Raw genomic sequence first — 25,770 nt, 5'->3', positions numbered from 1 at the left:
AGAAATCCCCTATGAAAGATTTTCGTTACTCGTTTCTGGTTACGTTCATCTGCCTGCTCGGTGCCTTTTTCTGGGGCATGCGCCATCCGAGTGCCGATCCGTGGACAGACGGCTTATCGGCGGTTTTGCTGGCCTTGATACTAGGCGTCATGGAAGTCAGCCTGTCGTTCGACAATGCGGTGGTCAACGCTTCCGTGCTGAAAGACATGGATGCCAAATGGCAGCAGATTTTTCTAACGGTCGGCATCCTGATTGCGGTATTCGGCATGCGCCTGCTTTTTCCGATCGTGATCGTTTCCGTGGCGAGCGGCCAGGGAATGGAAGACGTCGCGCTCATGGCGCTGAACCATCCGGAGGAATACGCCAAGCACCTACAAGACAGTCACGCCGGCATAGCCGCTTTCGGCGGAATGTTTCTGCTGCTGGTGTTTTTCTCCTACATGATGGACGAAGCCAAGGACGTACATTGGATCGCTGTCATCGAGGAAAAGCTGGCCTCCTTCGGCAAGCTCGACTCGGTGGAAGTCATGTGTGCCTTGATCGTCCTATTCTTGTTGCAGAACTATCTGCCGATCGATGACGGCGTGCGCTTGACCGTGTTGAGCGCCGGTGTTGCCGGCGTGATTCTCTATGTTGCGGTCAGCAGCCTGGACAGCTTTTTCGAGAGCGAAGAGGAAGGCGAAGCCATCGTCAACACCGCAAAGCGCGCCGGCATCGCAGGATTTCTGTACCTTGAGGTCCTGGACGCTTCCTTTTCCTTCGACGGCGTTATCGGCGCTTTCGCGATTACCCGCGATGTGGTCATCATCATGTTGGGCCTGGCCATCGGCGCCATGTTCGTGCGTTCGCTGACGGTGTTTCTCGTCAACAAGGGAACGCTCGACGAGTACGTGTTCCTGGAGCATGGCGCCCACTGGGCGATCGGCGCATTGGCCGGGATCATGCTCGGCAGCATCTGTTTTCACGTTTCCGAAATCGTCACCGGGCTGATCGGCGTCACTTTCATCGTCTTGGCACTGGTTTCGTCCATACGATATCGCGGTGCGCTCGCTAAGGAATAGGCGGGTGTAGCCGGAAACTCCTCGATCTTAGATAGAAAGGATTGCCAAGTCTCTGTTATAGCGAGAGACCCACCCGGCGGCGGGCGTCAAGGCAGTTGGCGCTGCCGCGGGTGAACTCCCGGCAAGTTTTTGGACGATCCTTGTAGATGGTGCAGGCGTAAGCCTCGCTGGGGGTCCGCCCACCTGACAGAGCGATACAGCGAGAGCCGTCCCGCCGCAGCTTGGCGCGCGTCCCGTTCAGTACGACGAGGTCCGGGTGACGCTCGATCACCCGTTCGCACCCGGTTAGCTCCACGGCATCGTAGGCTTCTCGGCAGCACGCGCCGCAGCTCTGACAATCGAGTTCTTCGGCCGGCTCGAAGCGGGCGCATGCCGGTGCATCATCGGGCAGCGGGATATTCGGCGCGTGTCGGCAGCGCAGCCGCCGGCGCTGGATGAACGACCAGGCGCAGTCGACGCAGCCGCGACCCTGATGGTAAGTTGCGACGGGTGCATGACCTGCCGGATGCCTGGCGGGTGGTTCGGCGACCGTTTCCCACAGCGACGGCATGAGGTCGTGCCCGATTCGGCCGTTATCGGCACCAGTGGCCGGGCCGGAATCCCGGGCGTGCTTTACGCGCGGAACGAGCGCGGCAATAGCGGCACTGACGGCGAGCGCTTCTTGCAGATGCGGGGCCCACCGACTCTGCGAAGCGCGCCAGGCAGCCACGCGCGCAGCTACGCAGCTTCGCTCGCGACGGCCGCCGTTTTCGGGAGGGGCGGCGAACGGATCGGCCGGCAGACTGTTCCAAAACGTTACTCGGAAATCGGTGGTCGGCGCAAAAAAATCCCGCAGGCCGACGCCATCGGCCAGATAGGCTTGCAGCCGCAAACACGCATGCTCGCGCCACGGATCCTTCCCGAAACCGTGACCCAAACCCCAGTCGACCTGTCGCTCGCCTTCCTCGCCTTCGACTAGGGCATGACAGAGTTCGTGCAAGATCATCTGGGCGAGCGAATCGTCAGGATCGAGGAGATCGTCGGTGCCGATGTAGATGGTGCCGCGACCGTCGGTCGAGGCATAGGCATGCGGGGTGCGTTCGATGCGAAAGCCGACGCGTTCGGCGCAAGCGATCCACACCAGCGCGAGCGGGTCGTGATAGCGATGGGTGGGACGGCGGAGGAACTCGGTCATTCATCTCGAAAGCTGGTTGATCGGGTTGCCGATGTTACCAGTCGGAAACCGTTCCGTCTTCACGGCTAGGTCCCTTTTCATCCATTACTGTAAATCCCTCCTATTCCAAGGGCTGCCCAAAGGATGGTGAGATGAACCGCGGCTGCCGCGTAGCTAACCGTTTTGTTCCGAGCTTTGGGTGTGGAAACTCCGCAAGGCGGTTCATCCACTTCAGTGCACGCGGCGATGGGCCTCATAAACTGGCATCAACTGCTGAGCCTTTGCCCGCATGCTTTGTAGGCGCTGTTCGGGATTGGGATGGGTGCTCAGCCAATCCGGGCCCCCGCCGCCTCCGACCGCGATCATTTTTTCCCAGAGTGAGACAGCAGCGTGGGGGTTATATCCGGCTTTGGCGGCGAGTTCGATGCCGACCGCGTCAGCCTCGCTCTCGGCCTGTCGGCTGTTGGGCAGTTGCAAACCGATGGTGGCCACGGTATCGGCCAAGCCCGCCGCGCTGCTCAAGTTGTAGCCGGCGGCGGCACCGGCGAGGACGCCCAGGGTCAGCCCGAGTTTTTGGAGCTGAACGCGCGACATCTTTTCCGCCTGATGGGAGAGCAGCGCATGCGCGATTTCATGCCCCAGGACCTGCGCCAGTTCGTCGTCTGACGGCCGGATTTTTTCGATTAAACCGGTATACACGGCGATCTTGCCGCTGGCCATGCACCAGGCATTGACTTGATCGCTTTTCAGAACGTGCACCTCCCATTGCCAGAGTCGGGTTTCGGGTCGTAGCGCCGTCGCCTGTGCGATCAAAGGCTGGGCGATGGATCGAACCCGATTGACCGTGGCGGGATCTTCATCCAGTACGTGCTGCTTAGCGGCTTCTGCCAACAACTGGTAATAGGCTTGCGCAGAAGTTCGTGCGGCTTCGTTATCGTTGACCAGCATGACTTGGCTGCGGCCGGTAATGGGATTGGTGGCGCAGCCCCCGAACCCGAGGACGATCGTAATCGCAAGAAATACGACCGGTAAACGACACACCAAGCGATTTAGCTTCAATGATAGGAAGAACACATCCATTTCGACGCCGAAGCCGATGTGAAATTCCGGCCCTTGCCGACCAATATTACCTGGACGCGCGGGGTTAGCGCGCCATCCGGGTGAGATCCGATTTCAATTCACGTGCTGCCAAAGGCAGCTTCCTTTTTCCAGCGTACATTACCAATGAAAACGTTCTAACGCTCGCGGCGCTTCTCGTGCTCGATGCGCTTGAGCAAGGCAAACAAATCGCTGTTGGTCGAAAGAACCACCGTGGAGTCACCGGTAATGACCTTGCGATAGGTTTCGAGACTTTTCAAGAAACGGTAAAAATCGGCTGCCTCCGGCCGTTGCGTGTACGCTTTAGCATAGATCTCGGTCGCTCTTGCATCCGCCTCGCCGCGGATTTCTTGCACCCGCTTGTAGGCCGCGGACTCAATCTCGTTGATGTCGCGATCTTTCTTGCCGGAAATGCGGGCGGCTTCACCCTCGCCCTCGGAACGAAACCGCTGTGCAATTTGTAAACGCTCGCTGATCATGCGCTGGTGGATGCGCTCGAGCACGCCCGGGTTGTAATTGATCCGCTTGAGCCGAATGTCCAGGAGTTCGATACCGAACTCGGCCAGTTTCGGGGCTGCCGCCTCGAAAATGCTTTTTTCGATTTCCTGCCGTCCGTACCGGATCGGACGCAAGGTGCCAAGCCCGCCCACGGTCTCGTCTTGCGCCGGCTGACGCGTTTTGTCGGTGCGTATCACTTCGACCAATTCGTGCCGGGCTATGGCCGTGCGCGTCTCGCTGCCTAGGATATCTTCCAGTCGCGATTGGGCACTCCGTTCGTCGCGAAGTCGAAGGTAATAGCGCATGGCATCGGTGATGCGCCAGCGAGCGAAGGTATCCACTTGAATATAGGTTTTGTCCTTGGTCGACATTTCCACCATCGGCCCGTCCCAGGCCAAATAGCGCTTGTCGATGAACGTGACCTGCTGAATGAAAGGGATCTTGAAGTGTAGACCCGGTTCGGTGATGGGATCGCGGACCGGTCTGCCGAACTGGGTGACGATCGCTTGTTCGGTTTCGTTGACCGTGAACGCTGATAGCACGACCAAGGCGGCAGCCAGGAGCGCGAAAAGAATCGCGAGCGTCGTTCGCAAACTCATGGCTTTTTCTCCGGCAGAGATGCGGGCAGGGGAAGCATGGGCAGAATCTGTTGCACCGATTCGTCTACGACAATCGACTGTTTCGCCGCGGGAAGAACATCGCCCAGTGTTTCGAGGTAAAGCCGCGTGCGGGTGATCTCCGGTGCTTTGATGTACTGTTCGAGCACGGCACTGAACGCGGCAGCATCGCCCTCCGCTTCGTTGATGCGCTTGAAACGGTAGCCTTCGGCCTCCCGGATCTTCTGGTCGGCCTCGCCGCGGGCGCGGGGCACGGCTTTGTTGTACTCGCCGATAGCTAGATTGATGGCGTTTTCACGATCCTGTTGGGCGCGATTCACTTCGTTGAACGAGGGCTGTACCGGCTCCGGCGGGTTGACGTTCTTCAGTTGGACCTGATTGACGGTGACGCCGAGACGATAGCGGCCCGCTAAGTCCTGCAGTCGAGCGAGGACCGAGTCCTCGATTTCTTGGCGACCGATAGTGATGATTTCGTCGACTGTCCGATCGCCTACGACCTCGCGCATAACCGATTCGGAAAGATCCCGGAGCGTTTGTCCCGGGTTGCGAACAGCGAAGAGATACGTCTCAGGTTCGGTGATACGGTATTGCACGACCCACTCGACGAGCGCTGCGTTCAAGTCTCCGGTCACCATGGATTTTTCCTTTTCCGGCTCGTTTCCTGTCTGATCGGGATGCGTGTAGTCGGGCGTCGTCACGCCGAATTCCAGCTTGAGTTGGCGTTGGGTGGGGACTTGGAAAACGGTGTCGATGCCGAAGGGAAGTTTGAAATGCAAGCCGGGTGGAACTTTACGAATGTATTTGCCGAAACGGAGCACAATGCCTTCGGACTCCGCAGGGACCGTGTAGTACGAAGTCCAGACCAGAATCAGGAATAAGACAAGGAGAGCGATTCTCAGGGGAGAAACGGAAGGAGGCCAGGGAAAACGACCTGACAAAGGCTGCACGTTACTCACGGCGATGTTTTCTTCGAAATACAAAATGCCGCCGTCGGGCGACCGTCGATCGATAGTTCAAGGATAGCCGTATTCTGTCCGAATGCAGCCTCCAACCGGATTGTTCAGGGTGAAATTCAGCCTCGGTTTGTCTGACTGTTCAGATGGTGTCCCTAGCTCTTAAAAGCTCTTGCTGCGATTCAGAAAAGCGACCTGGGCAGCTGGGTGATCTCGTGTTCTCGCCTATCTTCTCGATCCGCACATTCCCTAACATGCGGCCGGCGGAGTATTGGCGCCGCCGGCCGTGCTTTATCCCTGAGTCGCTAGGTCCTATATCTGTTCCGCGACGGTTACGCAGAGATTGGTCGGATTGTTCTTCGCATCCAACACGGGTTTGATCGTGAAGCTCACCACGTTCTCCACGCCTGCGTCGCCAAGGTCGGCCACTGGAACGTTCTCTATCTTAATCTTGGTTCCATTAATCGACCACTTGTAATTGGCGTCGAAAGCCGTGTTGTTCCCGGAGCTTTCCAGATCCACCTCGAGCGTGGCCCCTGGGCAGGCGGAAGTCGGCTGCTTCAGGTCCAGGACGTGAGGATGAAAACCGCTCTTGGGATCGACATGCGTGCTGTCCTGAATCGGTAAATGGGTAACCAGAACCAGGACATTGTTGGTGCCATCGGTCAGAGCGCCATAGCCAAAGGCGCCGGCCTTGCCGTCCATCGGCACCGCACCGGATGTTTCGATTTCCACATCGAGGACTTTCCCTTTCCCGCCGCTCTTCCATTCGACTTCCACTTCCTTCAACTTTAAATAATCGGGTGTTTCTGCCCAACTGGGTGAGGACGCCAAGATGCTCGGCGCCAAGGTGCAAAGAAGAGTCATCAATTTTGTTTTTTTCATTGAGAGATCTCCTAATTAACGATTGCACACGGGTGCCGTTCACATGTCGTGCACCCTAATGGCGATAATATGATCGACTCGATAATATTTCTAGGGATGAACCCGAAGGTGAATCGCTCGACCTCCGGTATGGCTCCCGGGTTTTTCATTCACTCACGGCGAACACGGCCTTGTCCGGATCGAGTGCTTTCGCGGAAACTCCCATCGGGCCTCCGCGATCGGCGATTGTCTCGCGGTTGCTGGGCGCTTCTACTTCCGCCACTTGAGTGGGGCCACGGAGGCAGAGATAAACCTCGTCACAAGAGACAATCTTCTGAAAAAGACTTTGGCCTGTCGTTTCTCGTCGACAGGCGGACGAGTCGGCCGACGCCGGATGGCAACAATGATGGGCAAAATGAAATCGCGATTCTGTCAGAAATGACCCAATAGCTTGCTTCGGGAGCACACGGGCATGCCAATTCCGGTGTGAATGATGATCGTCTGTTCGGGGGAGTGTTGTCACCGAGAGACATGGATGAACGGGAAGCCTAATCCGGCCGGAAGACTCTTCGGGGAGCGCGGCAAGATCACCGAACGTCAGGCGAACAGGGGGTGTCGCTCCGTTCGGAGCGGAAGCCCGATCGGTAAAACACGAGGTCACCAGGGACGCTGTTTCTTAATAACGACACGGCGGACGGTCGGATGCCGGTCAAGCAGGACCGCCCTCTACCGTGGCCATGATTGGATCGGGAAAATCTTATCGTTGGAGGCGACCGGCTTTAGGTAGCCGGGGAGAGTGCTGTACCGTTGTTCGAGGCTTTGGCTCCCTCTGCGTTGCGTCTGGCGAGCTCATCGATGACGGCGTCTAAAGAGCCGGTCCGGGCGATTTCTTCACTGAACGTGGTGCGATAGTTCTGCACCAGGCTGACGCCTTCGATCAGCACGTCATAGACCTTCCAAGTACCATTCGTTTCGATCATGCGGTAGTCCACCGCGATTGGTTTCGCACCGGGCTGGAGAATCTCGGTTTTGACGACGACTTTCTTTTCGGTGGCTGGTGCCTGTAGCGGCAAATAGCGAATGGTCCAGTCTTTATACTCGGTGGACGCTGCGGCGTAAGTACGGATGAGCAAGGTGCGGAACTCGTCCTTGAAGCGCTCGCGCTGTTCTGGTGTGGCTGTGCGCCAGTGTTTGCCCAGAATCAGCATCGCCGCGCGATCGACATCCACACGGGGTTCCAGAATTTCCTTGACGATACGCGTCGCCTTGGAAATGTCGAGCTTATAGTTATATTCCCTTAGCGCTTGCTTCACCTCGTCGGCTGTTTCCTGAATGACCTGTTGGGGTGGGAGCAGCGCTTCGGCGCGGGTAACGAACGCATAGGATCCGAGAAAAATCCAGTACAAAGCCATAAGGGCTTTGCCCGTTGAAGTAGATTGATGAGTCATTGGCTAGCTCTTTAACTGGAGGAAAATGAGACATTTGACGAAATTCGGGCAGCTTATTGAGCCTTTGTGGCCCGAAAGTCAGAACGAACAACTATGATACCGGCTTCTCGAGTCGGCGATAACGACGCTTTCTTGCGCATGCTGTTTTTTGTCGTACCTGACATCGTTTTTACAAGCATAAATAGTGCCAAACATTTTTGGAGTTAGTCTTCTCGCTACGAGAAGTAGATGTGCTTACGCCTATGATTTTTCGGGGTCGGCGGAGTCTAATTGGAACTGGTTGTATGACACTGACCGCTCATAAGACGAGCTTTTTATGTACTTCCACCTCACGGAACCCCGCCGGCTTTTTCGTGTCCTGCTATTCGTGTTCATAAGCGCGCTCCTCGGCGGTTGCGGTACGGGCGCTTATTACCGTGTGGGTGTAAGCGCGGGATATCCGGGTCCTTACTACCGATACGGCTATTATCCTTATAGCTACTATGGACTCGGCGCCTACCCTTATACATATTGGCGACCCTATGGCTACTACAACCGGCACTTTTATCGCTTCGACCGGTTTCGTCGCCCGCACACTTGGGACAGAAGGCCCTATCACTTCGATAAGCCTTTCCACTACCGCGAAAGAACGCCTTATCGCTTCCACGATCGTTTTCGTCACTGGGAAAGGCGGCCTTACGGTTCTGGTGTGCCCTTTCGTCACCCTCGGCCGGGATTTCGTCACCGGCGTTAGTCGTAAGCTTCTCTCTTTACCGAATTTTCCGGGCAATACCCTTTACCGCCGGGCGGTTTTCCCGTAACTTGACCAGAATACTTGGTTAGCAGGAACAGGGGAGGCCAATGAGCAGAGTGCTGGACGATTTGAAGTATGCGAAAACCCATGAATGGGTGAAACCGGAGGAAAACGGCCATGTACGCGTCGGCATTTCTGATTATGCCCAGGAGCAATTGGGTGACGTGGTTTACGTGGAGCTGCCGGAAATCGGCCGCCGGGTCAAGGCGGGCGAAGCGTGCGCCGTGGTCGAATCGGTGAAAGCGGCTTCGGATATCTATAGCCCGGTATCCGGCGAGATCGTCGAGGTCAACGAGTCGCTTTCCGACGCTCCGGAAGCGATCAACCAGGATTCCTATGCCGCTTGGATGTTCCGCGTCAAGGCGGACGATCTTTCCGAACTGAATAGTCTCTTGGATGCCTCTGCTTATCAAGCCGAGGCCGAATCCGATTGATCGATCCGCGAGTTCTCTTCCTGTCGGCTACGCCGTTAAATTGGCCTAGACCGGCTATTCACGCGCGGTGCGCTTTCTTGACCGATACTGTGCGTTAAAGGAGCGGAATCCGTCCGGAAGAGAATGTGTCTGTATGCGCAGGGATAGGCGATCACAGATACCTCGTGTCGAGCCCCTAGCGCGTTCGTTCAGCGACCGAACGATTTAGAAACAGTCGAAAGAAACCATCCATTAGCTCATGCCGTTCATTCCTCATACCGAAGACGACGTTCGCGAGATGCTCGCAACGCTCGGTGTACCGTCTATAGAGGCACTTTTCGACGAGATACCGGCGGAATTGCGTTGCGGAGAACTCGATCTCCCGCCTGCTCTGAAGGAAATGGAGATTGCGCGTCTGATGCGCGCTCGGATCCAGGAGAATCGTCCGCTACTATGCTTTACAGGCGCCGGCGCTTACGAGCACTACATACCTGCCGCGGTTTGGGCCATAACCAGTCGGGGCGAGTTTTACAGCGCTTATACGCCCTACCAGGCGGAAGCGAGCCAAGGCACGCTGCAGGTTCTCTACGAATACCAGAGCATGATGGCCGGCCTCACCGCCATGGACGTATCGAACGCCTCGCTCTACGACGGCGCGACCAGTCTGGCCGAGGCCGTGCTGATGGCGGTGCGGACGAACCGGAAATCGCGCTCGCGGCGTATTCTGATGCCTAAGACCGTCCATCCGTTTTACCGTCGGGTGGTCCGTACCATCGTCGGCAGCCAGGCACTGGAGCTGATCGAGTTGCCCTACGACACCGAAACCGGGCGTATTGATTTGGCTTCGCTTGAAGTCCATTCGGGTGCCGACATCACTGCCCTGGTGATTCCGCAAGTGAATTTCTTCGGCGTGCTCGAGGCCGTCGACGAATTGACCGATTGGGCCGCCGCCAACGGCGCAATTGCCATCGCGCTGGTCAACCCCATCGCGCTCGCGCTGCTCAAACCACCGGGAGAATGGGGAAAAACTGGGGCCGATATCGCCTGTGGAGAAGGCCAGCCTTTGGGTATTCCGTTGTCCGGGGGCGGACCGTATTTCGGATTCATGTGCTGCCGAAAAGCGCACTTGCATCAGCTGCCGGGACGTTTGGTAGGCCGCACCGTCGACGCGGACGGCAAGCCCGGTTTCACGCTGACGCTTCAGGCGCGGGAGCAACATATCCGACGCGGCCGGGCGACTTCGAATATTTGCACCAATCAGGGCTTAATGGTGACGGCGGCGACGATTTACATGGCGCTCCTTGGACCGGAGGGCTTGAGGCGGGTGGCGCTGAAATGCCATCGCAACACCTTGAGCCTGATGAACGGATTGGCGGCCATCGACGGTGTTGAACGGGTTTTCTCCGGGCCTTTCTTCCATGAGGCGGTTTACCGCACACGTAAGCCCGCACGGGAGATCATGGACGGCTTGGCGGAACAGGGGATTTTAGGGGGATACGAACTCGCTAGGGATTATCCGGAACTCGGCGAGGCCATTCTGGTTTGTGCCACGGAAACGCGTACTCAGGAGGACATCGAACTGTACGTACGCCGAGTGGCATCGCTGCTTGAGTCATGACTGAAGACGTCGGAGCCGACAGAATGCTGATTTTCGATCGTTCGCGTACGGGGCGTGCCGCCCATGCGCAATTACCCCGGGAAGCCGGGGAATCTCCGGTCATTCCGGATCATTTGCTGCGCAAGAGACGTCCAGCCTTGCCGGAAGTGTCGGAATTGGACGTCGTGCGTCACTACACCCGCCTGTCCCAGCAGAATTACTCGATCGACACGCAGTTTTATCCCTTGGGCTCCTGCACCATGAAATACAACCCCAAGGTGTGTCATGAACTGGCGACTCTGCCCGAATTTCTGAATACCCATCCGCTCGCCTTGGAAAGAGCCGGACAGGGAACCCTAGCCTGTTTGTACGAGCTCCAGGAGATGCTTCGCGAAATCACCGGCATGGCGGGAGTTTCCCTAGCTTGCGCGGCAGGAGCGCAGGGCGAATTGGCGGGGGTCCTCATGATCCGCGCATACCATGCGCTGCGGGGCGATTCGGCACGCACCGAGATACTGGTGCCCGACGCCGCGCACGGCACCAATCCCGCTTCGGCATCCATGGGCGGTTTTCAGGTGCGCGAGGTCGCTACCGGCCCCGACGGGAATGTAGATCTAGCGGCCCTCGAGCAGGCCGTAGGTCCGCAAACCGCCGGCATCATGCTGACCAATCCTTCGACTCTGGGGGTATTCGAACAGCATGTTCAGGCCATCGCCGACATCGTTCACAAAGCCGGCGGACTGCTCTATTACGATGGTGCCAATCTGAACGCTATCGCCGGCAAAGTACGTCCGGGCGATATGGGCTTCGACGTGATCCATCTCAATCTCCACAAGACGTTTTCGACGCCCCACGGTGGTGGCGGTCCAGGCGCAGGGCCGGTAGGCGTCAACGACAAACTGTTGCCTTTCCTGCCTCTGCCCATCGTCGCGAAAGACGGGTCGCGTTACCGCATGCTGACCGAAGCCGTTCGGCCGCACAGCATCGGCCATCTGGTCACGTTCGCGGGTAATGTCGGCGTGCTCCTGCGGGCCTATGTCTACATCCGAATGCTTGGGCGCGAAGGTCTCGAGCGGGTGGCGGAATTCTCGACCCTGAACGCTAATTATTTGCTCAAGAAACTGGTCGAAGCGGGGTTCGAACCCGCTTTTCCGCAGCGCCTCGCCGCACACGAGTTCATCATCACGCTGAAACGGCTGGCCAAAGAACGCCACGTTACGGCGCTGGACTTTGCCAAGCGCCTGTTGGATTACGGCGTCCACGCACCGACGGTCTATTTCCCACTCCTGATTCCCGAGTGTCTTCTTATCGAGCCGACCGAGACGGAAAGCAAGGACACTTTGGACAGGTTCGCTGAGGTGATGGCCGCGATTTTGAAAGAAGCGGAGACCGACACGGATCGACTTAAAAATGCGCCCCATTCGCTGCCGGTACGGCGGCTGGATGAAGTCGGGGCGGCAAGGCGTCCCGATCTCGCCTATACACCCGAATAACACGCCTATGGCTGGACAGACTCTCACGGGCTTTGCTCGTTTTTATGCGGCTTTCACCAACTCGATCGCCGGCATTCGTGCGGCCTGGCTCAACGAAGAAGCGTTCCGCCAAGAGTGCCTGCTGGTCCTCGCTGGTATTCCGTTAGGGCTGTGGATCGGCCAGAACGGCATGGAACGCGCGCTTTTGATCGGCGTGCTTCTGAACGTCCTGATCGTCGAATTGTTGAACAGCGCCGTCGAAGCAACCGTAGATCGTATCGGCTTCGAGCGGCACGAATTGTCCGGCCGTGCCAAGGATTTTGGATCGGCGGCTGTGTTCTTTTCGCTGGTTCTCGCCGGCGTGGTTTGGTTACTGGTACTGATTCGATAAAGGTAATAAGAATGACGGCGTTAATTTGCGGATCCGTGGCCTACGACACCATTATGGTGTTTCGTGATCGATTCAAGAATCACATCCTTCCGGAGCAGGTCCATATTCTGAACGTTTCCTTCCTGGTTCCGGAACTCCGCCGGGAATACGGCGGCTGCGCTGGCAATATCGCGTATAACCTCAAGCTTCTGGGCGTCGATCCCCTGCCCATGGCCACGGTAGGCAAGGATTTCGCGCCATATGCGCAATGGCTTGGGTATTGCGGCATCAAGCAGGACTTCATCAAGGTTCTGGAGGACAGTTATACGGCGCAAGCCTATATCACGACGGACATGGACGATAACCAGATCACGGCCTTCCATCCGGGCGCGATGTCGTTTTCCCATCTGAACCGGGTACCTACGGACCGTGGCATCCGCATCGGCGTCGTGGCACCGGACGGCAAAGACGGCATGGTTCAGCATGCCGCCCAGTTCGCCGAGGCCGGCATCCCGTTCATCTTCGACCCCGGCCAGGGCATGCCGATGTTCGACGGGCAGGAACTCCTGAATTTCATCGAACTGGCGACCTGGGTGACCTTGAACGATTACGAAGCCCAGCTCATGCAGGAGCGCACCGGTCTCACGCCCGAAGAACTGGCACAGCGCGTGGAAGCGCTGATTGTCACCAAAGGCGCGCAAGGATCGGTGATCTACGCCAACGGCGTCCGGCATGAGATACCGCCGGCAAAGCCGACTGCGGTACTAGACCCGACCGGCTGCGGCGACGCTTACCGAGCGGGGTTGATTTACGGCCTCTTGGAAGAATTCGATTGGCCTACGATCGGTCGTATCGCTTCGTTGATGGGAGCGATCAAGGTCGAAACCTACGGCACGCAAAATCACAGCTTTACCCTGCATGCGTTCAAAGAACGCTATCGGGAAAGCTTCGGCCTGGAATTCCCTGACCGGATATGACGAATATCCAGCGGCTGTTGGACATCATGGCGCGTTTGCGCCATCCCGAGACGGGCTGTCCTTGGGACTTGCGGCAGGACTTCGCAAGTCTCGTTCCGTACACCCTGGAAGAGGCGTACGAAGTGGCCGATGCGGCAGAGCGCGGTGATGCCGCGGATTTGCGGGAAGAATTGGGCGATTTGCTTCTGCAAGTCGTTTTCCACGCGCGCATCGCAGAGGAACGCGGCTTGTTCACATTCGAGGACGTCGCCGGTGCCATCGCTGACAAGCTGATCCGTCGCCATCCCCATGTGTTCGGCGATACCGTGTTCGAGACCGACACGGAGAGACATGCGTACTGGGAATCGTCCAAAGCCGCCGAGCGCCGGGAGAAAGGCAAAACGGAGCAGGAGGAAAGCACTTTGAGCGGTATCGCACCGAATTTGCCGGCACTCGTAGCCGCACAAAAACTGCAGAAGCGGGCTGCGCGTTTTGGGTTCGATTGGCCGGAAATCGGGCCGGTATTCGACAAGGTCAGGGAGGAACTGGACGAACTCGAGGCTGCTCGAGCAACGAGCGACCAAAGCCGTATCCAGGAAGAAATCGGCGATTTGCTATTCGTCGTCGTCAACCTCGCTCGCCACCTCGAAGTCGATGCCGAATCTGCGCTTCGGAACGGCAACCGAAAGTTTGTCACCCGCTTTCGCTACATCGAAAAGCAATTGGCGGCTCAGGGAAAGACCCTGGACGAGTCTACGCTGGCCGAATTGGATGCCTTATGGGATGAAGCCAAACGAAGCTTGTCAAATGGTTGTCAATCGTAGGTTGGCGAGCCATTGCCGACGAATTGAATCCATCAAAGTCGACGTTGAAATTAGAACTGCGACACGAGCATCCCTGGGATGTCACACCGCGAGAAGCCGTTGCAATCCAGAACCGTCTCCGGGGCCTGATCAGCTTGCGGGACGATCTTCCCGAAACGATCGGACGCGTGACCGGAGTGGATGTCGGTTTTGAAGACTCACGCACCGTCACGCGGGCCGCGGTAGTTACCTTGAGTTTCCCCGAACTGAATCCCATCGATAGCTCCGTCGCGAGGAGGCCGACCTCATTTCCTTACGTTCCCGGCCTGCTATCCTTCCGGGAAGTTCCGGCAATCCTGGATGCCTTGCGAACCTTGCGCGATCGACCGGATTTAATTCTGGTCGATGGCCAGGGCTACGCGCATCCGCGCCGCTTGGGGATAGCCTGTCACCTCGGTCTGCTGATCGATATTCCCACAATCGGGGTCGGCAAGACGCGGCTCACGGGTACGCACGGCGACGTTCCCGACAAACGCGGCGCTTGGGTTCCCCTGATGGACAAAGGAGAAACTATCGGCGCCGTATTGAGGACTCGGCAGGGTGTCAAACCGATTTACATATCATGCGGCCATCGAATTGCCCTGCCGACGGCTGTCGATTGGGTGATGCGTTGCACCACCCGTTTCCGCCTTCCCGAGACGACGCGATACGCACACCGCCTCGCCTCGGGATAAAAAACGCAAAAGCGTCGTTGTTCTTAGGGCTTGCTCGCGGGGAGTTCTTTATCCCGATAGTGAACGTCGGTCCAGCACACAGGAAGCTCCTCGCCGGACGGGAACACTAAGTCGGTTTTCGGGAATTTTTCCGGGTCTTGCATTTCCTCTCCCCAGTGCAAGCGGCCAACCACGGTCTTATGGATCGGGTTGACCAGATCGTTAAGACTGAGAACCTCGACCAAATGTCCGTTCTTTTTCAGTTTGAGAAACATGGCATATCTCCTTTCTTTAATATCGAAGGGTCCTGGATCCGTGGCTTGAGTTCTACTGTAGAGCGATTCTGGGCGCGATGCAATCACTCCGAACGCTTGCTTCTCCAATGAGACTGGACGCCCCAGCAAAGAAACTGTGTCAGAACGAATCCTGCCCCAAAACCCCCGATAAAGAACTCCGAAGCATGATGCTGCGCGATTGTCGCCAGATATTGACCTGTAATGTATCCAACCACCAGCGACAAACCGATACGCAATCGTCGGAATATTTCATCTGTGTTCATAATCGATCGAGCCAACTCGTCCAAGCAGACCGGGAAATTGTCGGCGAAAACCTGAGCCCGACGCGACGGTGGACGCGGTCGCCAGTCGCTTGGCTTATACGGTCCAGTTCACAATCATTCACGCTCGCCCCGAGATCCGGGCTTCGCGGGCCGACCCGGGCACCCAGTCGTGCGGGATATCGGCTGAACTTCGCCGGTGAAAAGGCAATCTTAGTGATTACACTGACCGACAACACGAGTTCAACGAAATGCCGGTATCCGACGAATACGTTCTGAGTGAACTGACAGCTTGGTTCCGCCGCCGGCTGGATGAGTTGAGCATCCACTTCGATGACGAGCCGCTCAGCTACGACGCCAATACGGCCTATGATATCGCCTTTTATCGTCTCTTGGCGGAAGCCCGGGACGCCTGGTTGGCGCGCCACGGTTACACACCTACACCGGGACAACTCACCAAAGCCTTCTTCAACGCCGAATTCGAACGCTCGCGCGAACAACGCCTCGGCAGGGGTAATTGGCTGTCGCGAACCATCCGCCGGCTATTTCCTTTCAAATCATTAGGAAAACCGGACCACGTCAAATAGCGGCGGTCGATTTCTCCAATTTTCCCGCTGCAATCGGAATTGTGTTCCTAAACCGCCGTCCTTGCTTGAGTCAAGCGGTTTACCCAAGCGGGTTCCTGATGAAAGCGGGCTCCGTCCATCTTGCCGGCAGCTAAGGCGGCTCACCATAGCTGGTTGCGTTTTGGCGCGGCCGGTTAAGCCTCAAGAACCAGGTTCCGTGGGTTTTTTCGGCCGCGTGAGAAAGCGCCATCGCTGATTGGGGAACGGAATAGCCTGGACAATCGGAGGGCCAAGGATCACCCTCTCCTGCCTCTTTTGTCGCTTTTCGAACCTGACCACAACCGTTCGTCGGACGAATCCTACCGCTTATCGATTTCTGCCGATGCAGTGAGAAAGTACTGCTATACCTATCGGCATGAAAACAGATCACGAAATTGGTTTCACCCTGATCGAGCTGATGGTTACGCTGGCGGTCGCCGCCATAGTGGTGACAGTGGGGGTGCCGAGCTTTCAGGAAATGGTTCGCAACAATCGCCTCGCCACCCAGGCCAACCAACTGGTGAGCGCCCTCAATCTCGCCCGTAGTGAGGCGATCAAACGAGGTGCGCGAGTGACCGTATGCAAGACGGGCGATCCCAATGCGGCAGAACCGTCTTGTTCGGCAACCGCGGACTGGCAGCAGGGTTTCATCGTGTTTGTGGACAATACCCACCTGGCCGGCAACAGCAAGGGTGTGATCGATGAGCCGGATGAGCGGATACGGGTATTTGGCGCGTTAACCGGATCGACCCTGCGGGGCGGCGACAACTTCGCAGAGGGTATCTCCTACCTCGCAAGCGGTGTGAGCGAGGGTATCAAAGCCGGCGGCGCTAAAGGTCTGGCCGACGGCACCTTCACGCTGTGCAGCTCGGGCGAAGGACGGGCGATCGTGATCGGTCCCACCGGCCGAGTGCGCGTGGCAGCGGAGGTGAAGGAATGCTGAACGTTTCATTATCCAACCGGCGGTGTAGCGGCTTTACCCTGTTGGAAGTCCTTGTCGCCATCCTGGTGTTGGCGATCGGGCTACTCGGCCTGGCGGGTCTACAAGTCGCGGGGCTTCGGGCCGATCACAGCGCGTTTCACCGCTCCCAAGCCACGATGCTGGCCTACGACATCCTAGATGTGCTCAGAGCGAATCGGCAGGACGCGCGCAACGGTGCATACAACCTCAATCTGGAAGACGGTGCGCCGATTGGGAACAGCCGCGCCGCGCAGGATTTAAACCGTTGGCTCGCGGAACTCGCCAACCGCTTGCCCGAGGGCGACGGCGGGGTCACCGTGGTGAACAACCTGGTCACCGTCATCGTGCAATGGGATGACAGCCGCGGAACTGAAGCCCCCCAACAATTCCAAGTCCAGAGCCAGCTATGAAATCTTTGAACCGTGAGGTTTCGATATTCGGCCCGACGCAGCAGGGCGGGATCTCTCTGGTGGAAATTATGGTCGCCCTGACTCTGAGCCTGGCGCTCACGGGGGGCGCTCTGACGGTTTATCTCGGCACCCGCCAGAGCTATCGGACCAGCGACGCCATGGCCCGCATTCAGGAGAACGCCCGCTATGCCTTCCAGATCCTCGGTCGCGATCTGCGGATGGCCGGGTATCGCGGCTGCGTCGGCGAAAACGTGACCGTGACGAATACGCTGAACGATCCCAACGGATTTTTGTGGAATTTCGATCAAGCCATTTACGGCTACGAAGCGTCTTCCACATCCACGTGGAACCTGCCACCTGACGACGCCATTACCAACCCCCTCGGCGGACGGGACATCGTGGTGGTACGCGGCACCTTCGGCAATGGAGCACGGGTGTTGCAGCATCCAGGTAATGAGGACGACCCAACTTTGCCGGGTTCGGCGGATATCAAAGTGACGAGGGGAAGCGGTGTCGAAGAAGGCGATATCGTGCTCGTGACCGATTGCCTCGCGGCCGCTGTATTTCAGGTCACGAACAAAAATGAATCGGGCGTTTTCGACAACATCGTTCATAACACCGGCGGCACTCGGATTCCTGGAAACGCGACCAAGCAGCTGGGAAAAAGCTATGAAGGCGGCGAACTCCTGCGCATTTCGACCAAGATTTATTACATACGCAACAACCCCGCCGGCCAGCCTGCGCTGTACCGTAGGGAGGGCGCTAGCGCGGCCCAGGAGATGGTCGAGGGCGTTCAGGACATGCAAGTCCTATATGGCGTGGATGAGAACGGCGACTTTGCCGCCGACCGTTACGAAACCGCTGCCTGGGTCGAGGCCAACGGGCGTTGGGGTTCGGTGGTCGCGGTCAATGTAGCCCTGCTGCTGCGCTCGGTCGAGGACGGCGTGGTGAACACGCCCCAGACCTACTTTTTCAACGGTGCATCGGTCGCCGCCGCCGACCGGAGACTCTATCAAGCTTTCGAAACCACTTTTACCCTGCGCAATCGGGTGAATTGAGCTATGGAAAACCGATTTCCGATTACAACCCGGCAGAGGACTTTAACCACTCTGGATGCATCGTCGGTCTCCCGAACACCCGCCCGGTCCGGTGTCGGGCACGGCAACAGGCAAAAAGGGGCCGCCCTGGTGACCTCGCTGATCATCCTACTGATGTTGACGCTGATGGGCGTGGCTGCCATGCAGACCACCACGCTGGAAGAGAAAATGGCGGGCAATCTGCGCAATGAGAATCTGGCTTTCCAGGCGGCGGAAGCGGCGCTCAGGGCGGGTGAAGCCTATTTACAGGGATTCGCGATCGGACCTTTCGTAGCCGATACGAGCGAGACGAACCTTGCCCTCAACCCCGCCGGGCTTTATCAGCCTACACTTTCCCCCGCCACCGAGCGCTGGCAGCAAACCGACATCTGGACGGAGGCCGGCTCCCTGGCCCTCGACCAAGCGCTGGCCGGTCTGGCCGAGCCGCCCCGTTACATCATCGAGGACCTATCGTCCTATACCAGGTGCACGAATTCGGGCAACTGCACCAATGTCCCGCTCCCTAGAACGCCCGGCGGAAGCGTCAAGTTCGGGCCAATTCCAGACGTCGGCCGTTTCCGCATCACTGCCCGCGGTGTAGGCGGCACGACCGATGCGGTGGTTCTGCTGCAGAGTTATTACAACCGTTGAGGAAACTGTCATGCACGTGACCCGCCGGTTTTGGCTTTGTTCGATCCTGGCAGTCGGTTTGCCGGCGGCGGCAAGCGGCGCAGCCGATATTGCTCCGTCCCCGCTGTTCCTGAGCTCTCCGGTCGAGCCCAACGTGATGTTTACCCTGGATGACTCGGGCTCGATGCAATTCGAGATTATGCCGGATGACTACGTCTTTTCATCCGGCTCGAGTCGCACGCCTTATGTCTTCCCGAGAGCCAACGGCGTCTACGGCAGTTCCGACTATGAAAACCAGGTCGCCACGGTGGATAGCAATGTGGCCTACACTGCCCTGACCCGTTCGCCCCAGGTCAACACCATTTATTACAATCCCTCGATCACCTACACGCCGTGGGTGAAGGCGGACGGTACGCTTTATCCCCCTGCGGACCCAAGTTGCGCCCTGCACAACCCCGAGCGGCCGGGTAGCGGTGCCGCCTATTGCCGGGATCTGACGACCACCAACACCAGATACAACTCCAACAGCTGGCGTACCTGCACATCGAACGGCAGCTGTTCCTCGAGCAGCACCAACAAGAGTTTTTGGCCCGCCACCTATTACTGGCATACCGGCGGCAGTATTTGGAGCTGGTCCAATTACCAAAAGGTGGAAATAAAACCGTCCACCACGGCTTACAGCGGACATGGACGGCAATCACGCACCGACTGCACCGGCGGGGTATGTACTTACGCTCAGGAAATCCAAAACTTCGCCAACTGGTATACCTATTACCGCTCGCGCATTCTGACGGCGCGCGCCGGAATTGGGCGGGCCTTTGCCAAGCAAGGAGCGTCAATGCGCGTTGGTTTTGGCGCTATCAACCAAGGCTCGAGCTCGGTAGATGGCGTCAATACCGCGACCGTCATTTCAGGTGTTAGGAAGTTCGAAGGCACTGCGCGCTCGAATTTCTTCAGCAAGCTTTACGGCCATACGATTCCGGCGGCTGGTACGCCTTTGCGCAAGGCCCTGGACGACGTGGGCCAATATTTCAGGCGGACCGACGACAAAGGACCCTGGGGCGAAACGCCGGGGAGCAATGGCGGCACGCAGCTTGAATGCCGGCAGAACTACCACATCCTCATGACTGACGGTTACTGGTCGGGGACAAGCAGCTATGAGGCTAGCACTAGTGCCGCCCGTAACAATAACGACGGTACCGAGGGGCCCACGATTACCGGGCCGGAAGGCCAATCCTTCACATACAATGCAGTGTCGCCTTTCGCAGACAATTACAGCAATACACTGGCCGATGTCGCCATGTATTACTGGAAGAACGATCTTCGTCCCGATTTGCCCAACAAGGTGCCTACCACGACGATCGACCCGGCGTTCTGGCAGCACGTGGTGACGTACGGTGTCGGCTTAGGCGTCACCGGTTCGGTCGATCCGGATGCAGCCTGGAATGCGATTACCAGCGGCGCCTCCATTAGTTGGCCAAATACCAATCCGAGTGAACAAAACTGCAGCGGTTCGACATGTCCGGCCAGGCTCGACGACCTGCTTCATGCTGCCATCAACAGCCGGGGTGGCTTTTTCAGCGCGGCCGACCCGGAGAGCTTTGCCGATGCGATGAGCGACGTTTTGGCAGATATCACTCAGAAAACCACCGCCTCCGCCGCTGCGGTTGCCGCCAACTCGACCCGCCTCAACACCGATACCATGGTTTATCAGGCGCGCTTCAATAGCGCGGAATGGAGCGGGCAGGTTCTCGCCTTCCAAATGAACTCAGACGGCAGCGTCGGGGCCGTAGTATGGGATACGGACGCCACCCTGGCCTCCGTCACGCCAGACGCGCGCCAGGTGTGGACGTCGAGCCGCACCAACGATCCCTCGGCAGGCGTGAGCTTCGAATGGGACAACCTGTCTCTCGCCCAGCAGAACGCGCTCAACAAGAATGCCTTGGGTACGGTGGACGGAAAGGGAGAAGACCGGTTGAACTGGCTGCGAGGCGACTCCGCCAAGGAACAGAAAAACGGCGGGTCCTTTCGTGACCGTAGCAAGCTCCTTGGCGACATCATCAATTCGGATCCTGTATTCGTCGGGGCGGAGAACTTCGGCTACATCGCATTGCCGGAAAGCGACGGCGGCGGCGATGTGTACGTGGAATTTCTCGCGGACAAGCAAAGCCGCAAAAAGATGCTCTATGTAGGCGCCAACGACGGCATGCTGCATGCCTTCGACGCCGACACGGGCGAGGAACAATTCGCCTACGTCCCGGCTGGGGTTTACGAGAACCTGAGCAAGCTAACGGATCCCGGCTACACTCACCGCTATTTCGTGGACGGCAGTCCGGCCGCCTGGGATGCCTGCATCGGTCCGTCGTCGGGAAGCGCCTCCTGCAGTTGGCGCACGGTGCTCGTGGGCTCCCTGGGAGCAGGCGGCAAAACCATCTACGCCCTCGACATCACCGATCCGGCCAGCGCCGATTTCGGCAAGCCCCTGTGGGAATTCAGTGACGACGATCTGGGCTATCTGGCAGGTTCGCCCCAGGTTGTCAAGCTTGCGGGCGGTGATTGGGCGGTCATTTTTGGCAATGGCTATCGCAGTAAGAACTGTGAAGATTTGCTCAACAACGTTATCGCCAATGCCAACCGCAATTGCAAAGCGAAGCTGTTCGCCGTGGATCTGAAAACCGGAGCGCTGATTTCGGGTTTTCCGATCGACACGGAGGCTGGCGATGCCGCCAACCCGAACGGCATCGTCAGCCCGCCGGCACTCTACGATGTTTCTGGGCGCATTTTGGGGGATGACAGCGACGCGGGAACCGTGCTGGGCGATGGAATCTATGTCGGCGATCTCCAGGGCAATCTCTGGCGGTTCATCCGCCAAGGCAATAGCTGGCGCTCAGCTTATTCATCCGGTTCGAATCCGGCCCCATTGTTCGTCGCCAGGGACGGTTCCGGCAAGCGCCAGCCCATCACCGCACCCTTGGAGATTGGCGAACCGCCGGTCGTCGGTCAAGGCGTAATGATATTTTTCGGCACCGGTCGTTATTTCAAGACCACCGACGCTACGGATACTTCCCTGCAAACGTTCTACGGCATATGGGATGATGGCACAAGGATTACCTATGCGAACCGCGATGACGTGCTCCAGCTTCAGACGATCACCGTGGAGACAACGGCGTTCGGCCGGGAAGTTCGGATGGTGAGCGACAACCCCGTTATTTGGACCGGGAATGACGCCAAGCGTGGATGGTATCTAGACCTGGTACCGCCCGGTGGCAGCAACCAGGGGGAGCGGGTGGTCAGCGCGCCCTTGCTCCGCTTCGGGCGGGTCATTTTCAGCACGCTTGTGCCATTCGACGATCCGTGCAGTGGGGGCGGTACCAGTTGGCTGATGGAGCTCGATGCTCAAACCGGCGCTCGCCTCGGCTATTCCGTATTCGATGTCAACAAGGACGGTCTTTTCAATACGGGAGACTACCTGGAAGTCGGCAGCAGCAGCGGGCCCATCTCTGGTCTCAAGAGCACGGTGGGCATCACCAAAGCTTCAGCGGTCGTTTCGGCCGGCGAGAAGGAGTACAAGGTTCAGACGGGCACCAATCTCAGCGGCGCTCCCGAGGGCTTGCTCATCACACCGGAGAAGGGCGGCGTCGGCAAACCGCGTGGCGCATGGAAACAGCTTTTCCAAGAATAAGAGAGTCCGATGATCACACCGATAATCCGTACTGAAACCAAGGGGTTCACGTTGATCGAACTGATGATCGCGGTTGCCGTGGTCGGCATCGTGTCGGCAATCGCCTACCCGAGTTACCGCGAACAGATACAGAAAAGCCACCGCAGCGAAGCGAAAAGCGCGTTGCTGGAGAACGCCCAATTTTTGGAGCGGAACTATACAGCGAACAACTGCTATCACCGGACCGACGGCAACTGCGCGGGCGGTGTCAACATAGACCTGCCGGTGACGGCAGTCAGGGATTCAACCGGCGCTGCCCGGTATACGATCCAATTCGCGGACGGGCAGCCGACGCGCAACAGCTTCATCCTGGAAGCGGTGCCTACCGGAAGCATGAGCCGGGACGCTTGTGGCACTTTTACCCTGAATCACCTGGGTGTAAAGAACGTTAAGGATAAGCCGGCAGGCTCGACGAAAACGGCAGACGAATGTTGGCAGCGTTGACCGACAACTCCGTCGTCAACGGTCCGAGTGGCCGAGACTTTTTCCCGGCACGATTTCATCCCTTACTCGCTGCTTGAGTTCCTTCGCCTCGGGGAAGCGTCCCTCTGCCTTCCGCGACCAGAGCACCGTATTCCCGTGACGAACTTCGAACACTCCGCCGGTACCGGGAATTAGTGCCACTTCACCGATTTCGGTCTCGAAGGTGGTGAGAAGTTCTTGCGCCAGCCAGGCCGCGCGCAGCAGCCAACGGCATTGCGTGCAATATTCGATTTCGATGCGTGGTTTTGCGGTCATGGCTTTTCCTCTTCCTTACTTATAGACCGGCATGGCCTGTACTGAGCCCTGTCAACCGGATGAAGCCGTTCGCGGCGAGCGCCGCGAGATGCCGGGAACGCCGACGCATATCCGTACCTACAGCTGATTTCCGACCCAGGGCTGAATGGCTTGCCAAAGCAATTTCATGCCCACAATCAGTACAACGATCGCGAACGTCCGTCTGAGTTTCCGCGTCGGCAGCCAGTGTGCGAGTTTAGCGCCGATGGGCGCGAACGGAATACTGGTCGCCACGATGCCAGCGAAAGCCGGGAGGTACACGTAGCCGAGACTCCAAGCCGGCAATACCGACTTTTCCCAGCCCAGGACAATGTAGGTTACGGAGCCGGCGAGCGCGATCGGGAAACCGCAGGCGCTGGAGATGGCCACAGCGTTTTGGATAGGGAAGCGACACTTGACGAGAAAAGGAACGCTCAGCGTACCGCCGCCTATTCCTAGGATCGCGGATACCGCGCCTATGCCGATACCTGCCGAGGAACAGACCCATCCGCTCGGCGTCCGGGTTCGGCCATCTCTGGTCTTTGCACCGATCATGAGCCGAGCGGCGACGTAAAGTAGGAAGAGCGCGAAAATCAGTTTGAACCAATGCGCGGGCAAGCGATCGGCGATAACCGATCCGAGGACGGAGCCGATCAGTGTGCCGGGCGCCAGCCGGAAGACGACACTCCAGCGTACGGCGCCGAGGCGGTGGTGCGCGAAGACGGCAGAAATGGACGTGACGACAATGGTCGCGAGCGAGGTCGCCACAGCCATGATCATGACGGAGTCCTGCGGAAATCCCCGCATCGAGAAAAACCAGACCAGAAACGGCACGATCACGACACCGCCGCCGATACCGAACAAGCCGGATAAAACGCCGGCCAGGCTGCCGAAAGCGAGATACAGTCCGAGCTCTTCCCCCATGTAGCGTACATCCGCGTTTAAAATAGGCGGCGTATGTTAACAGGAACCGGGATCCACGTTTGAAGCCCATGAAAACTTATCTTGTCGGAGGTGCCGTGAGGGATATGCTCCTCGGGAGACCGGTGGAAGAGCGCGACTGGGTGGTCGTCGGCGAAACACCCGAAAGCATGATCGCTCGGGGCTTCAAGCCGGTCGGCAAGGATTTTCCCGTGTTTCTACACCCCGAAACCCACGAGGAATATGCACTCGCCCGCACGGAACGGAAAACCGCACCGGGTTACCGGGGGTTCGTCGTACATGCCGCGCCGGATGTGACGCTGGAGCAGGATTTGCTCCGCCGAGACCTCACCATCAACGCCATGGCCATGGACGAAGAAGGTCGACTCGTGGATCCATATGGCGGCGCGCGCGACCTCGAGCAGCGAATTCTGCGCCATGTTTCGCCGGCATTTAGCGAAGATCCCGTACGTATCCTCCGCGTTGCTCGCTTCGCGGCCCGGTACGCCCACCTCGGCTTTCGAGTGGCGGCGGAAACCCTGGAGCTCATGCGGGGCATGGTTGCCGCCGGTGAAGTGGACGCGCTTGTGCCGGAGCGGGTTTGGGCGGAATTAGCTCGCGCTTTGTGCGAACCGACGCCTCGGGCGTTTTTCGAAGTCCTGCGCGAGTGCGGGGCATTAGCCCGGCTGTTCCCGGAGATCGACCGGCTGTTCGGTGTTCCCCAGCCTCCCGAGCATCATCCTGAGGTCGATACCGGCATCCATACCTTGCTGGTCCTGGACCAGGCCGTTCGGCTGAGCCCCGATCCGGTCGTGCGCTTCGCCGCCTTGACTCACGACCTGGGCAAGGGGCTGACGCCCCAGGACTTGTGGCCCAGGCACTTCGGCCACGAAAAGGCGGGGCTCGCGGCGCTGGAGAGTCTGTGTGAGCGGCTGAAAGTGCCCAATGCCTATCGCAAGCTCGCAGAGAAAGTGATGCGTTATCACGGTCATTGTCATCGGGCGCTCGAGTTGCGCCCTGCAACCGTGGTGGATTTATTTTACCGGCTCGACGTGTTTCGAACGGGTCAAGCTCTGGATCCGTTTCTGCTCGCGTGCGAGGCCGATGCCAAAGGCCGCCCCGGGTTCGAGAATCGGCCCTATCCCCAAGCGGAATGGTTGCGGCAGGCAGGGGACGCGGCCTCGGCGGTTCCGGTCCAACCCTTGTTGGAGCAAGGATTCAAGGGCGAGACTCTGGGCCGCGAGCTTCGCCGGCTACGGATCGAAGCCGTGAAGTCATGTCGGCAGCAATTCATGGAAGGTCGAAGTGCCGTTTGAGTGAAGCGG

General features: G+C 58.3%; 26 protein-coding genes. 17 read left to right on the top strand and 9 right to left on the bottom strand.

Features of this window, described 5'->3' with window-relative positions:
* The first annotated feature begins 11 nt into the window (after window positions 1-11).
* The gene (locus QEN43_RS12470; protein ID WP_026611198.1) at window positions 12-1,061 is read left to right on the top strand and encodes a DUF475 domain-containing protein; all 1,050 of its coding nucleotides are present in this window, start codon (window positions 12-14) and stop codon (window positions 1,059-1,061) included.
* A gap of 55 nt (window positions 1,062-1,116) precedes the next feature.
* On the opposite strand, the gene QEN43_RS12465 is transcribed toward QEN43_RS12470, so the two are convergent.
* From QEN43_RS12465 to QEN43_RS12440, 6 genes are all read right to left on the bottom strand, one after another.
* Window positions 1,117-2,235, bottom strand: coding sequence for a YkgJ family cysteine cluster protein (locus tag QEN43_RS12465; protein WP_317963276.1), 1,119 nt, complete (start codon window positions 2,233-2,235; stop codon window positions 1,117-1,119).
* 210 nt (window positions 2,236-2,445) lie between these two features.
* The gene (locus QEN43_RS12460; protein WP_202901163.1) at window positions 2,446-3,288 is read right to left on the bottom strand and encodes a M48 family metallopeptidase; all 843 of its coding nucleotides are present in this window, start codon (window positions 3,286-3,288) and stop codon (window positions 2,446-2,448) included.
* 161 nt (window positions 3,289-3,449) lie between these two features.
* Window positions 3,450-4,409, bottom strand: coding sequence for a protease modulator HflC (gene hflC, locus QEN43_RS12455; RefSeq protein ID WP_026611201.1), 960 nt, complete (start codon window positions 4,407-4,409; stop codon window positions 3,450-3,452).
* Window positions 4,406-5,383, bottom strand: coding sequence for an FtsH protease activity modulator HflK (gene hflK, locus QEN43_RS12450; RefSeq protein ID WP_317963275.1), 978 nt, complete (start codon window positions 5,381-5,383; stop codon window positions 4,406-4,408). Before hflK ends, hflC begins: the two co-directional genes overlap by 4 nt.
* Before the next feature lie 309 nt (window positions 5,384-5,692).
* Window positions 5,693-6,265, bottom strand: a complete 573-nt coding sequence (locus QEN43_RS12445; RefSeq protein WP_026611203.1) for a hypothetical protein — start codon at window positions 6,263-6,265, stop codon at window positions 5,693-5,695.
* Between the two features lie 758 nt (window positions 6,266-7,023).
* Complete coding sequence (locus QEN43_RS12440) at window positions 7,024-7,692, bottom strand: MlaC/ttg2D family ABC transporter substrate-binding protein (RefSeq protein WP_235726658.1); 669 nt, start codon at window positions 7,690-7,692, stop codon at window positions 7,024-7,026.
* Between the two features lie 521 nt (window positions 7,693-8,213).
* On the opposite strand from QEN43_RS12440, the gene QEN43_RS12435 reads away from it, so the two are divergent.
* From QEN43_RS12435 to nfi, 8 genes are all read left to right on the top strand, one after another.
* A complete protein-coding gene (locus tag QEN43_RS12435; RefSeq protein ID WP_026611205.1) occupies window positions 8,214-8,492 on the top strand; it encodes a hypothetical protein in 279 nt (92 codons plus the stop codon).
* Between the two features lie 40 nt (window positions 8,493-8,532).
* Complete coding sequence (gcvH, locus tag QEN43_RS12430) at window positions 8,533-8,919, top strand: glycine cleavage system protein GcvH (protein ID WP_026611206.1); 387 nt, start codon at window positions 8,533-8,535, stop codon at window positions 8,917-8,919.
* A 238-nt stretch (window positions 8,920-9,157) separates the two neighbouring features.
* Window positions 9,158-10,516: an aminomethyl-transferring glycine dehydrogenase subunit GcvPA gene (gcvPA, locus tag QEN43_RS12425; protein ID WP_026611207.1), complete on the top strand. Its 1,359-nt coding sequence runs from the start codon at window positions 9,158-9,160 to the stop codon at window positions 10,514-10,516.
* Between the two features lie 23 nt (window positions 10,517-10,539).
* Window positions 10,540-11,988, top strand: coding sequence for an aminomethyl-transferring glycine dehydrogenase subunit GcvPB (gcvPB, locus tag QEN43_RS12420; protein ID WP_026611208.1), 1,449 nt, complete (start codon window positions 10,540-10,542; stop codon window positions 11,986-11,988).
* Window positions 11,989-11,995: 7 nt separating this feature from the next.
* The gene (locus QEN43_RS12415; RefSeq protein WP_026611209.1) at window positions 11,996-12,358 is read left to right on the top strand and encodes a diacylglycerol kinase; all 363 of its coding nucleotides are present in this window, start codon (window positions 11,996-11,998) and stop codon (window positions 12,356-12,358) included.
* Between the two features lie 11 nt (window positions 12,359-12,369).
* On the top strand, window positions 12,370-13,314 hold the full coding sequence (locus QEN43_RS12410; protein ID WP_026611210.1) for a carbohydrate kinase family protein: 945 nt from the start codon (window positions 12,370-12,372) through the stop codon (window positions 13,312-13,314).
* Window positions 13,311-14,117, top strand: a complete 807-nt coding sequence (gene mazG, locus QEN43_RS12405; protein ID WP_026611211.1) for a nucleoside triphosphate pyrophosphohydrolase — start codon at window positions 13,311-13,313, stop codon at window positions 14,115-14,117. Before QEN43_RS12410 ends, mazG begins: the two co-directional genes overlap by 4 nt.
* 44 nt (window positions 14,118-14,161) lie before the next feature.
* On the top strand, window positions 14,162-14,830 hold the full coding sequence (gene nfi, locus QEN43_RS12400) for a deoxyribonuclease V (RefSeq protein WP_026611212.1): 669 nt from the start codon (window positions 14,162-14,164) through the stop codon (window positions 14,828-14,830).
* A 23-nt stretch (window positions 14,831-14,853) separates the two neighbouring features.
* Here nfi and QEN43_RS12395 read toward each other — a convergent pair whose 3' ends face one another.
* The gene (locus QEN43_RS12395; protein WP_026611213.1) at window positions 14,854-15,084 is read right to left on the bottom strand and encodes a hypothetical protein; all 231 of its coding nucleotides are present in this window, start codon (window positions 15,082-15,084) and stop codon (window positions 14,854-14,856) included.
* A 532-nt stretch (window positions 15,085-15,616) separates the two neighbouring features.
* Between QEN43_RS12395 and QEN43_RS12390 the strand changes: the two genes are divergently transcribed.
* The 7 genes from QEN43_RS12390 (at window position 15,617) to QEN43_RS12360 (ending at window position 23,212) form a co-directional block, all read left to right on the top strand.
* Window positions 15,617-15,952: a hypothetical protein gene (locus QEN43_RS12390; protein ID WP_036269129.1), complete on the top strand. Its 336-nt coding sequence runs from the start codon at window positions 15,617-15,619 to the stop codon at window positions 15,950-15,952.
* A 394-nt stretch (window positions 15,953-16,346) separates the two neighbouring features.
* Window positions 16,347-16,913 (top strand): GspH/FimT family pseudopilin, encoded by a 567-nt coding sequence (locus QEN43_RS12385; protein ID WP_026611214.1) that lies wholly within the window; start codon window positions 16,347-16,349, stop codon window positions 16,911-16,913.
* Window positions 16,907-17,341, top strand: a complete 435-nt coding sequence (pilV, locus tag QEN43_RS12380) for a type IV pilus modification protein PilV (protein WP_051331877.1) — start codon at window positions 16,907-16,909, stop codon at window positions 17,339-17,341. Before QEN43_RS12385 ends, pilV begins: the two co-directional genes overlap by 7 nt.
* Complete coding sequence (locus QEN43_RS12375; RefSeq protein WP_051331878.1) at window positions 17,338-18,399, top strand: PilW family protein; 1,062 nt, start codon at window positions 17,338-17,340, stop codon at window positions 18,397-18,399. The genes pilV and QEN43_RS12375 overlap by 4 nt, the downstream gene beginning before the upstream one ends.
* Window positions 18,400-18,402: 3 nt before the next feature.
* Window positions 18,403-19,068: a pilus assembly PilX family protein gene (locus QEN43_RS12370; protein ID WP_051331879.1), complete on the top strand. Its 666-nt coding sequence runs from the start codon at window positions 18,403-18,405 to the stop codon at window positions 19,066-19,068.
* A gap of 10 nt (window positions 19,069-19,078) precedes the next feature.
* Window positions 19,079-22,729 carry a pilus assembly protein gene (locus QEN43_RS12365; RefSeq protein ID WP_026611218.1) on the top strand — a complete coding sequence of 1,217 codons (3,651 nt, stop codon included), beginning with the start codon at window positions 19,079-19,081 and terminating at the stop codon, window positions 22,727-22,729.
* Between the two features lie 9 nt (window positions 22,730-22,738).
* Window positions 22,739-23,212 carry a type IV pilin protein gene (locus tag QEN43_RS12360; protein WP_026611219.1) on the top strand — a complete coding sequence of 158 codons (474 nt, stop codon included), beginning with the start codon at window positions 22,739-22,741 and terminating at the stop codon, window positions 23,210-23,212.
* Between the two features lie 15 nt (window positions 23,213-23,227).
* Here QEN43_RS12360 and QEN43_RS12355 read toward each other — a convergent pair whose 3' ends face one another.
* Both QEN43_RS12355 and QEN43_RS12350 read right to left on the bottom strand, forming a co-directional pair.
* Entirely contained in the window at window positions 23,228-23,506 is a 279-nt protein-coding gene (locus tag QEN43_RS12355) for a SelT/SelW/SelH family protein (RefSeq protein WP_026611220.1), read from the bottom strand.
* Window positions 23,507-23,623: 117 nt separating this feature from the next.
* Window positions 23,624-24,448, bottom strand: a complete 825-nt coding sequence (locus QEN43_RS12350; protein ID WP_036269130.1) for a sulfite exporter TauE/SafE family protein — start codon at window positions 24,446-24,448, stop codon at window positions 23,624-23,626.
* Window positions 24,449-24,516: 68 nt separating this feature from the next.
* On the opposite strand from QEN43_RS12350, the gene QEN43_RS12345 reads away from it, so the two are divergent.
* Window positions 24,517-25,761, top strand: coding sequence for a multifunctional CCA addition/repair protein (locus QEN43_RS12345; RefSeq protein ID WP_026611221.1), 1,245 nt, complete (start codon window positions 24,517-24,519; stop codon window positions 25,759-25,761).
* Window positions 25,762-25,770 lie beyond the last annotated feature (9 nt).

The organism is Methylocaldum szegediense (genome assembly GCF_949769195.1).
GTDB lineage: Bacteria > Pseudomonadota > Gammaproteobacteria > Methylococcales > Methylococcaceae > Methylocaldum > Methylocaldum szegediense.
Note: the sequence above shows the minus strand (reverse complement) of the source record. Positions and strands in the feature narration are given on the sequence as shown.

What these genes read in the sequence shown, in the direction of transcription:
- QEN43_RS12470 (WP_026611198.1), top strand. Translation starts at nt 12, where the DNA reads ATGAAAGATTTTCGTTACTCGTTTCTGGTTACGTTCATCTGCCTGCTC.
- QEN43_RS12465 (WP_317963276.1), bottom strand. Translation starts at nt 2,235, where the DNA reads ATGACCGAGTTCCTCCGCCGTCCCACCCATCGCTATCACGACCCGCTC.
- hflC (WP_026611201.1), bottom strand. Translation starts at nt 4,409, where the DNA reads ATGAGTTTGCGAACGACGCTCGCGATTCTTTTCGCGCTCCTGGCTGCC.
- QEN43_RS12445 (WP_026611203.1), bottom strand. Translation starts at nt 6,265, where the DNA reads ATGAAAAAAACAAAATTGATGACTCTTCTTTGCACCTTGGCGCCGAGC.
- QEN43_RS12440 (WP_235726658.1), bottom strand. Translation starts at nt 7,692, where the DNA reads ATGACTCATCAATCTACTTCAACGGGCAAAGCCCTTATGGCTTTGTAC.
- QEN43_RS12435 (WP_026611205.1), top strand. Translation starts at nt 8,214, where the DNA reads ATGGCTACTACAACCGGCACTTTTATCGCTTCGACCGGTTTCGTCGCC.
- gcvH (WP_026611206.1), top strand. Translation starts at nt 8,533, where the DNA reads ATGAGCAGAGTGCTGGACGATTTGAAGTATGCGAAAACCCATGAATGG.
- gcvPA (WP_026611207.1), top strand. Translation starts at nt 9,158, where the DNA reads ATGCCGTTCATTCCTCATACCGAAGACGACGTTCGCGAGATGCTCGCA.
- gcvPB (WP_026611208.1), top strand. Translation starts at nt 10,540, where the DNA reads ATGCTGATTTTCGATCGTTCGCGTACGGGGCGTGCCGCCCATGCGCAA.
- QEN43_RS12415 (WP_026611209.1), top strand. Translation starts at nt 11,996, where the DNA reads ATGGCTGGACAGACTCTCACGGGCTTTGCTCGTTTTTATGCGGCTTTC.
- QEN43_RS12410 (WP_026611210.1), top strand. Translation starts at nt 12,370, where the DNA reads ATGACGGCGTTAATTTGCGGATCCGTGGCCTACGACACCATTATGGTG.
- mazG (WP_026611211.1), top strand. Translation starts at nt 13,311, where the DNA reads ATGACGAATATCCAGCGGCTGTTGGACATCATGGCGCGTTTGCGCCAT.
- QEN43_RS12395 (WP_026611213.1), bottom strand. Translation starts at nt 15,084, where the DNA reads ATGTTTCTCAAACTGAAAAAGAACGGACATTTGGTCGAGGTTCTCAGT.
- QEN43_RS12390 (WP_036269129.1), top strand. Translation starts at nt 15,617, where the DNA reads ATGCCGGTATCCGACGAATACGTTCTGAGTGAACTGACAGCTTGGTTC.
- QEN43_RS12385 (WP_026611214.1), top strand. Translation starts at nt 16,347, where the DNA reads ATGAAAACAGATCACGAAATTGGTTTCACCCTGATCGAGCTGATGGTT.
- pilV (WP_051331877.1), top strand. Translation starts at nt 16,907, where the DNA reads ATGCTGAACGTTTCATTATCCAACCGGCGGTGTAGCGGCTTTACCCTG.
- QEN43_RS12375 (WP_051331878.1), top strand. Translation starts at nt 17,338, where the DNA reads ATGAAATCTTTGAACCGTGAGGTTTCGATATTCGGCCCGACGCAGCAG.
- QEN43_RS12370 (WP_051331879.1), top strand. Translation starts at nt 18,403, where the DNA reads ATGGAAAACCGATTTCCGATTACAACCCGGCAGAGGACTTTAACCACT.
- QEN43_RS12365 (WP_026611218.1), top strand. Translation starts at nt 19,079, where the DNA reads ATGCACGTGACCCGCCGGTTTTGGCTTTGTTCGATCCTGGCAGTCGGT.
- QEN43_RS12360 (WP_026611219.1), top strand. Translation starts at nt 22,739, where the DNA reads ATGATCACACCGATAATCCGTACTGAAACCAAGGGGTTCACGTTGATC.
- QEN43_RS12355 (WP_026611220.1), bottom strand. Translation starts at nt 23,506, where the DNA reads ATGACCGCAAAACCACGCATCGAAATCGAATATTGCACGCAATGCCGT.
- QEN43_RS12350 (WP_036269130.1), bottom strand. Translation starts at nt 24,448, where the DNA reads ATGGGGGAAGAGCTCGGACTGTATCTCGCTTTCGGCAGCCTGGCCGGC.
- QEN43_RS12345 (WP_026611221.1), top strand. Translation starts at nt 24,517, where the DNA reads ATGAAAACTTATCTTGTCGGAGGTGCCGTGAGGGATATGCTCCTCGGG.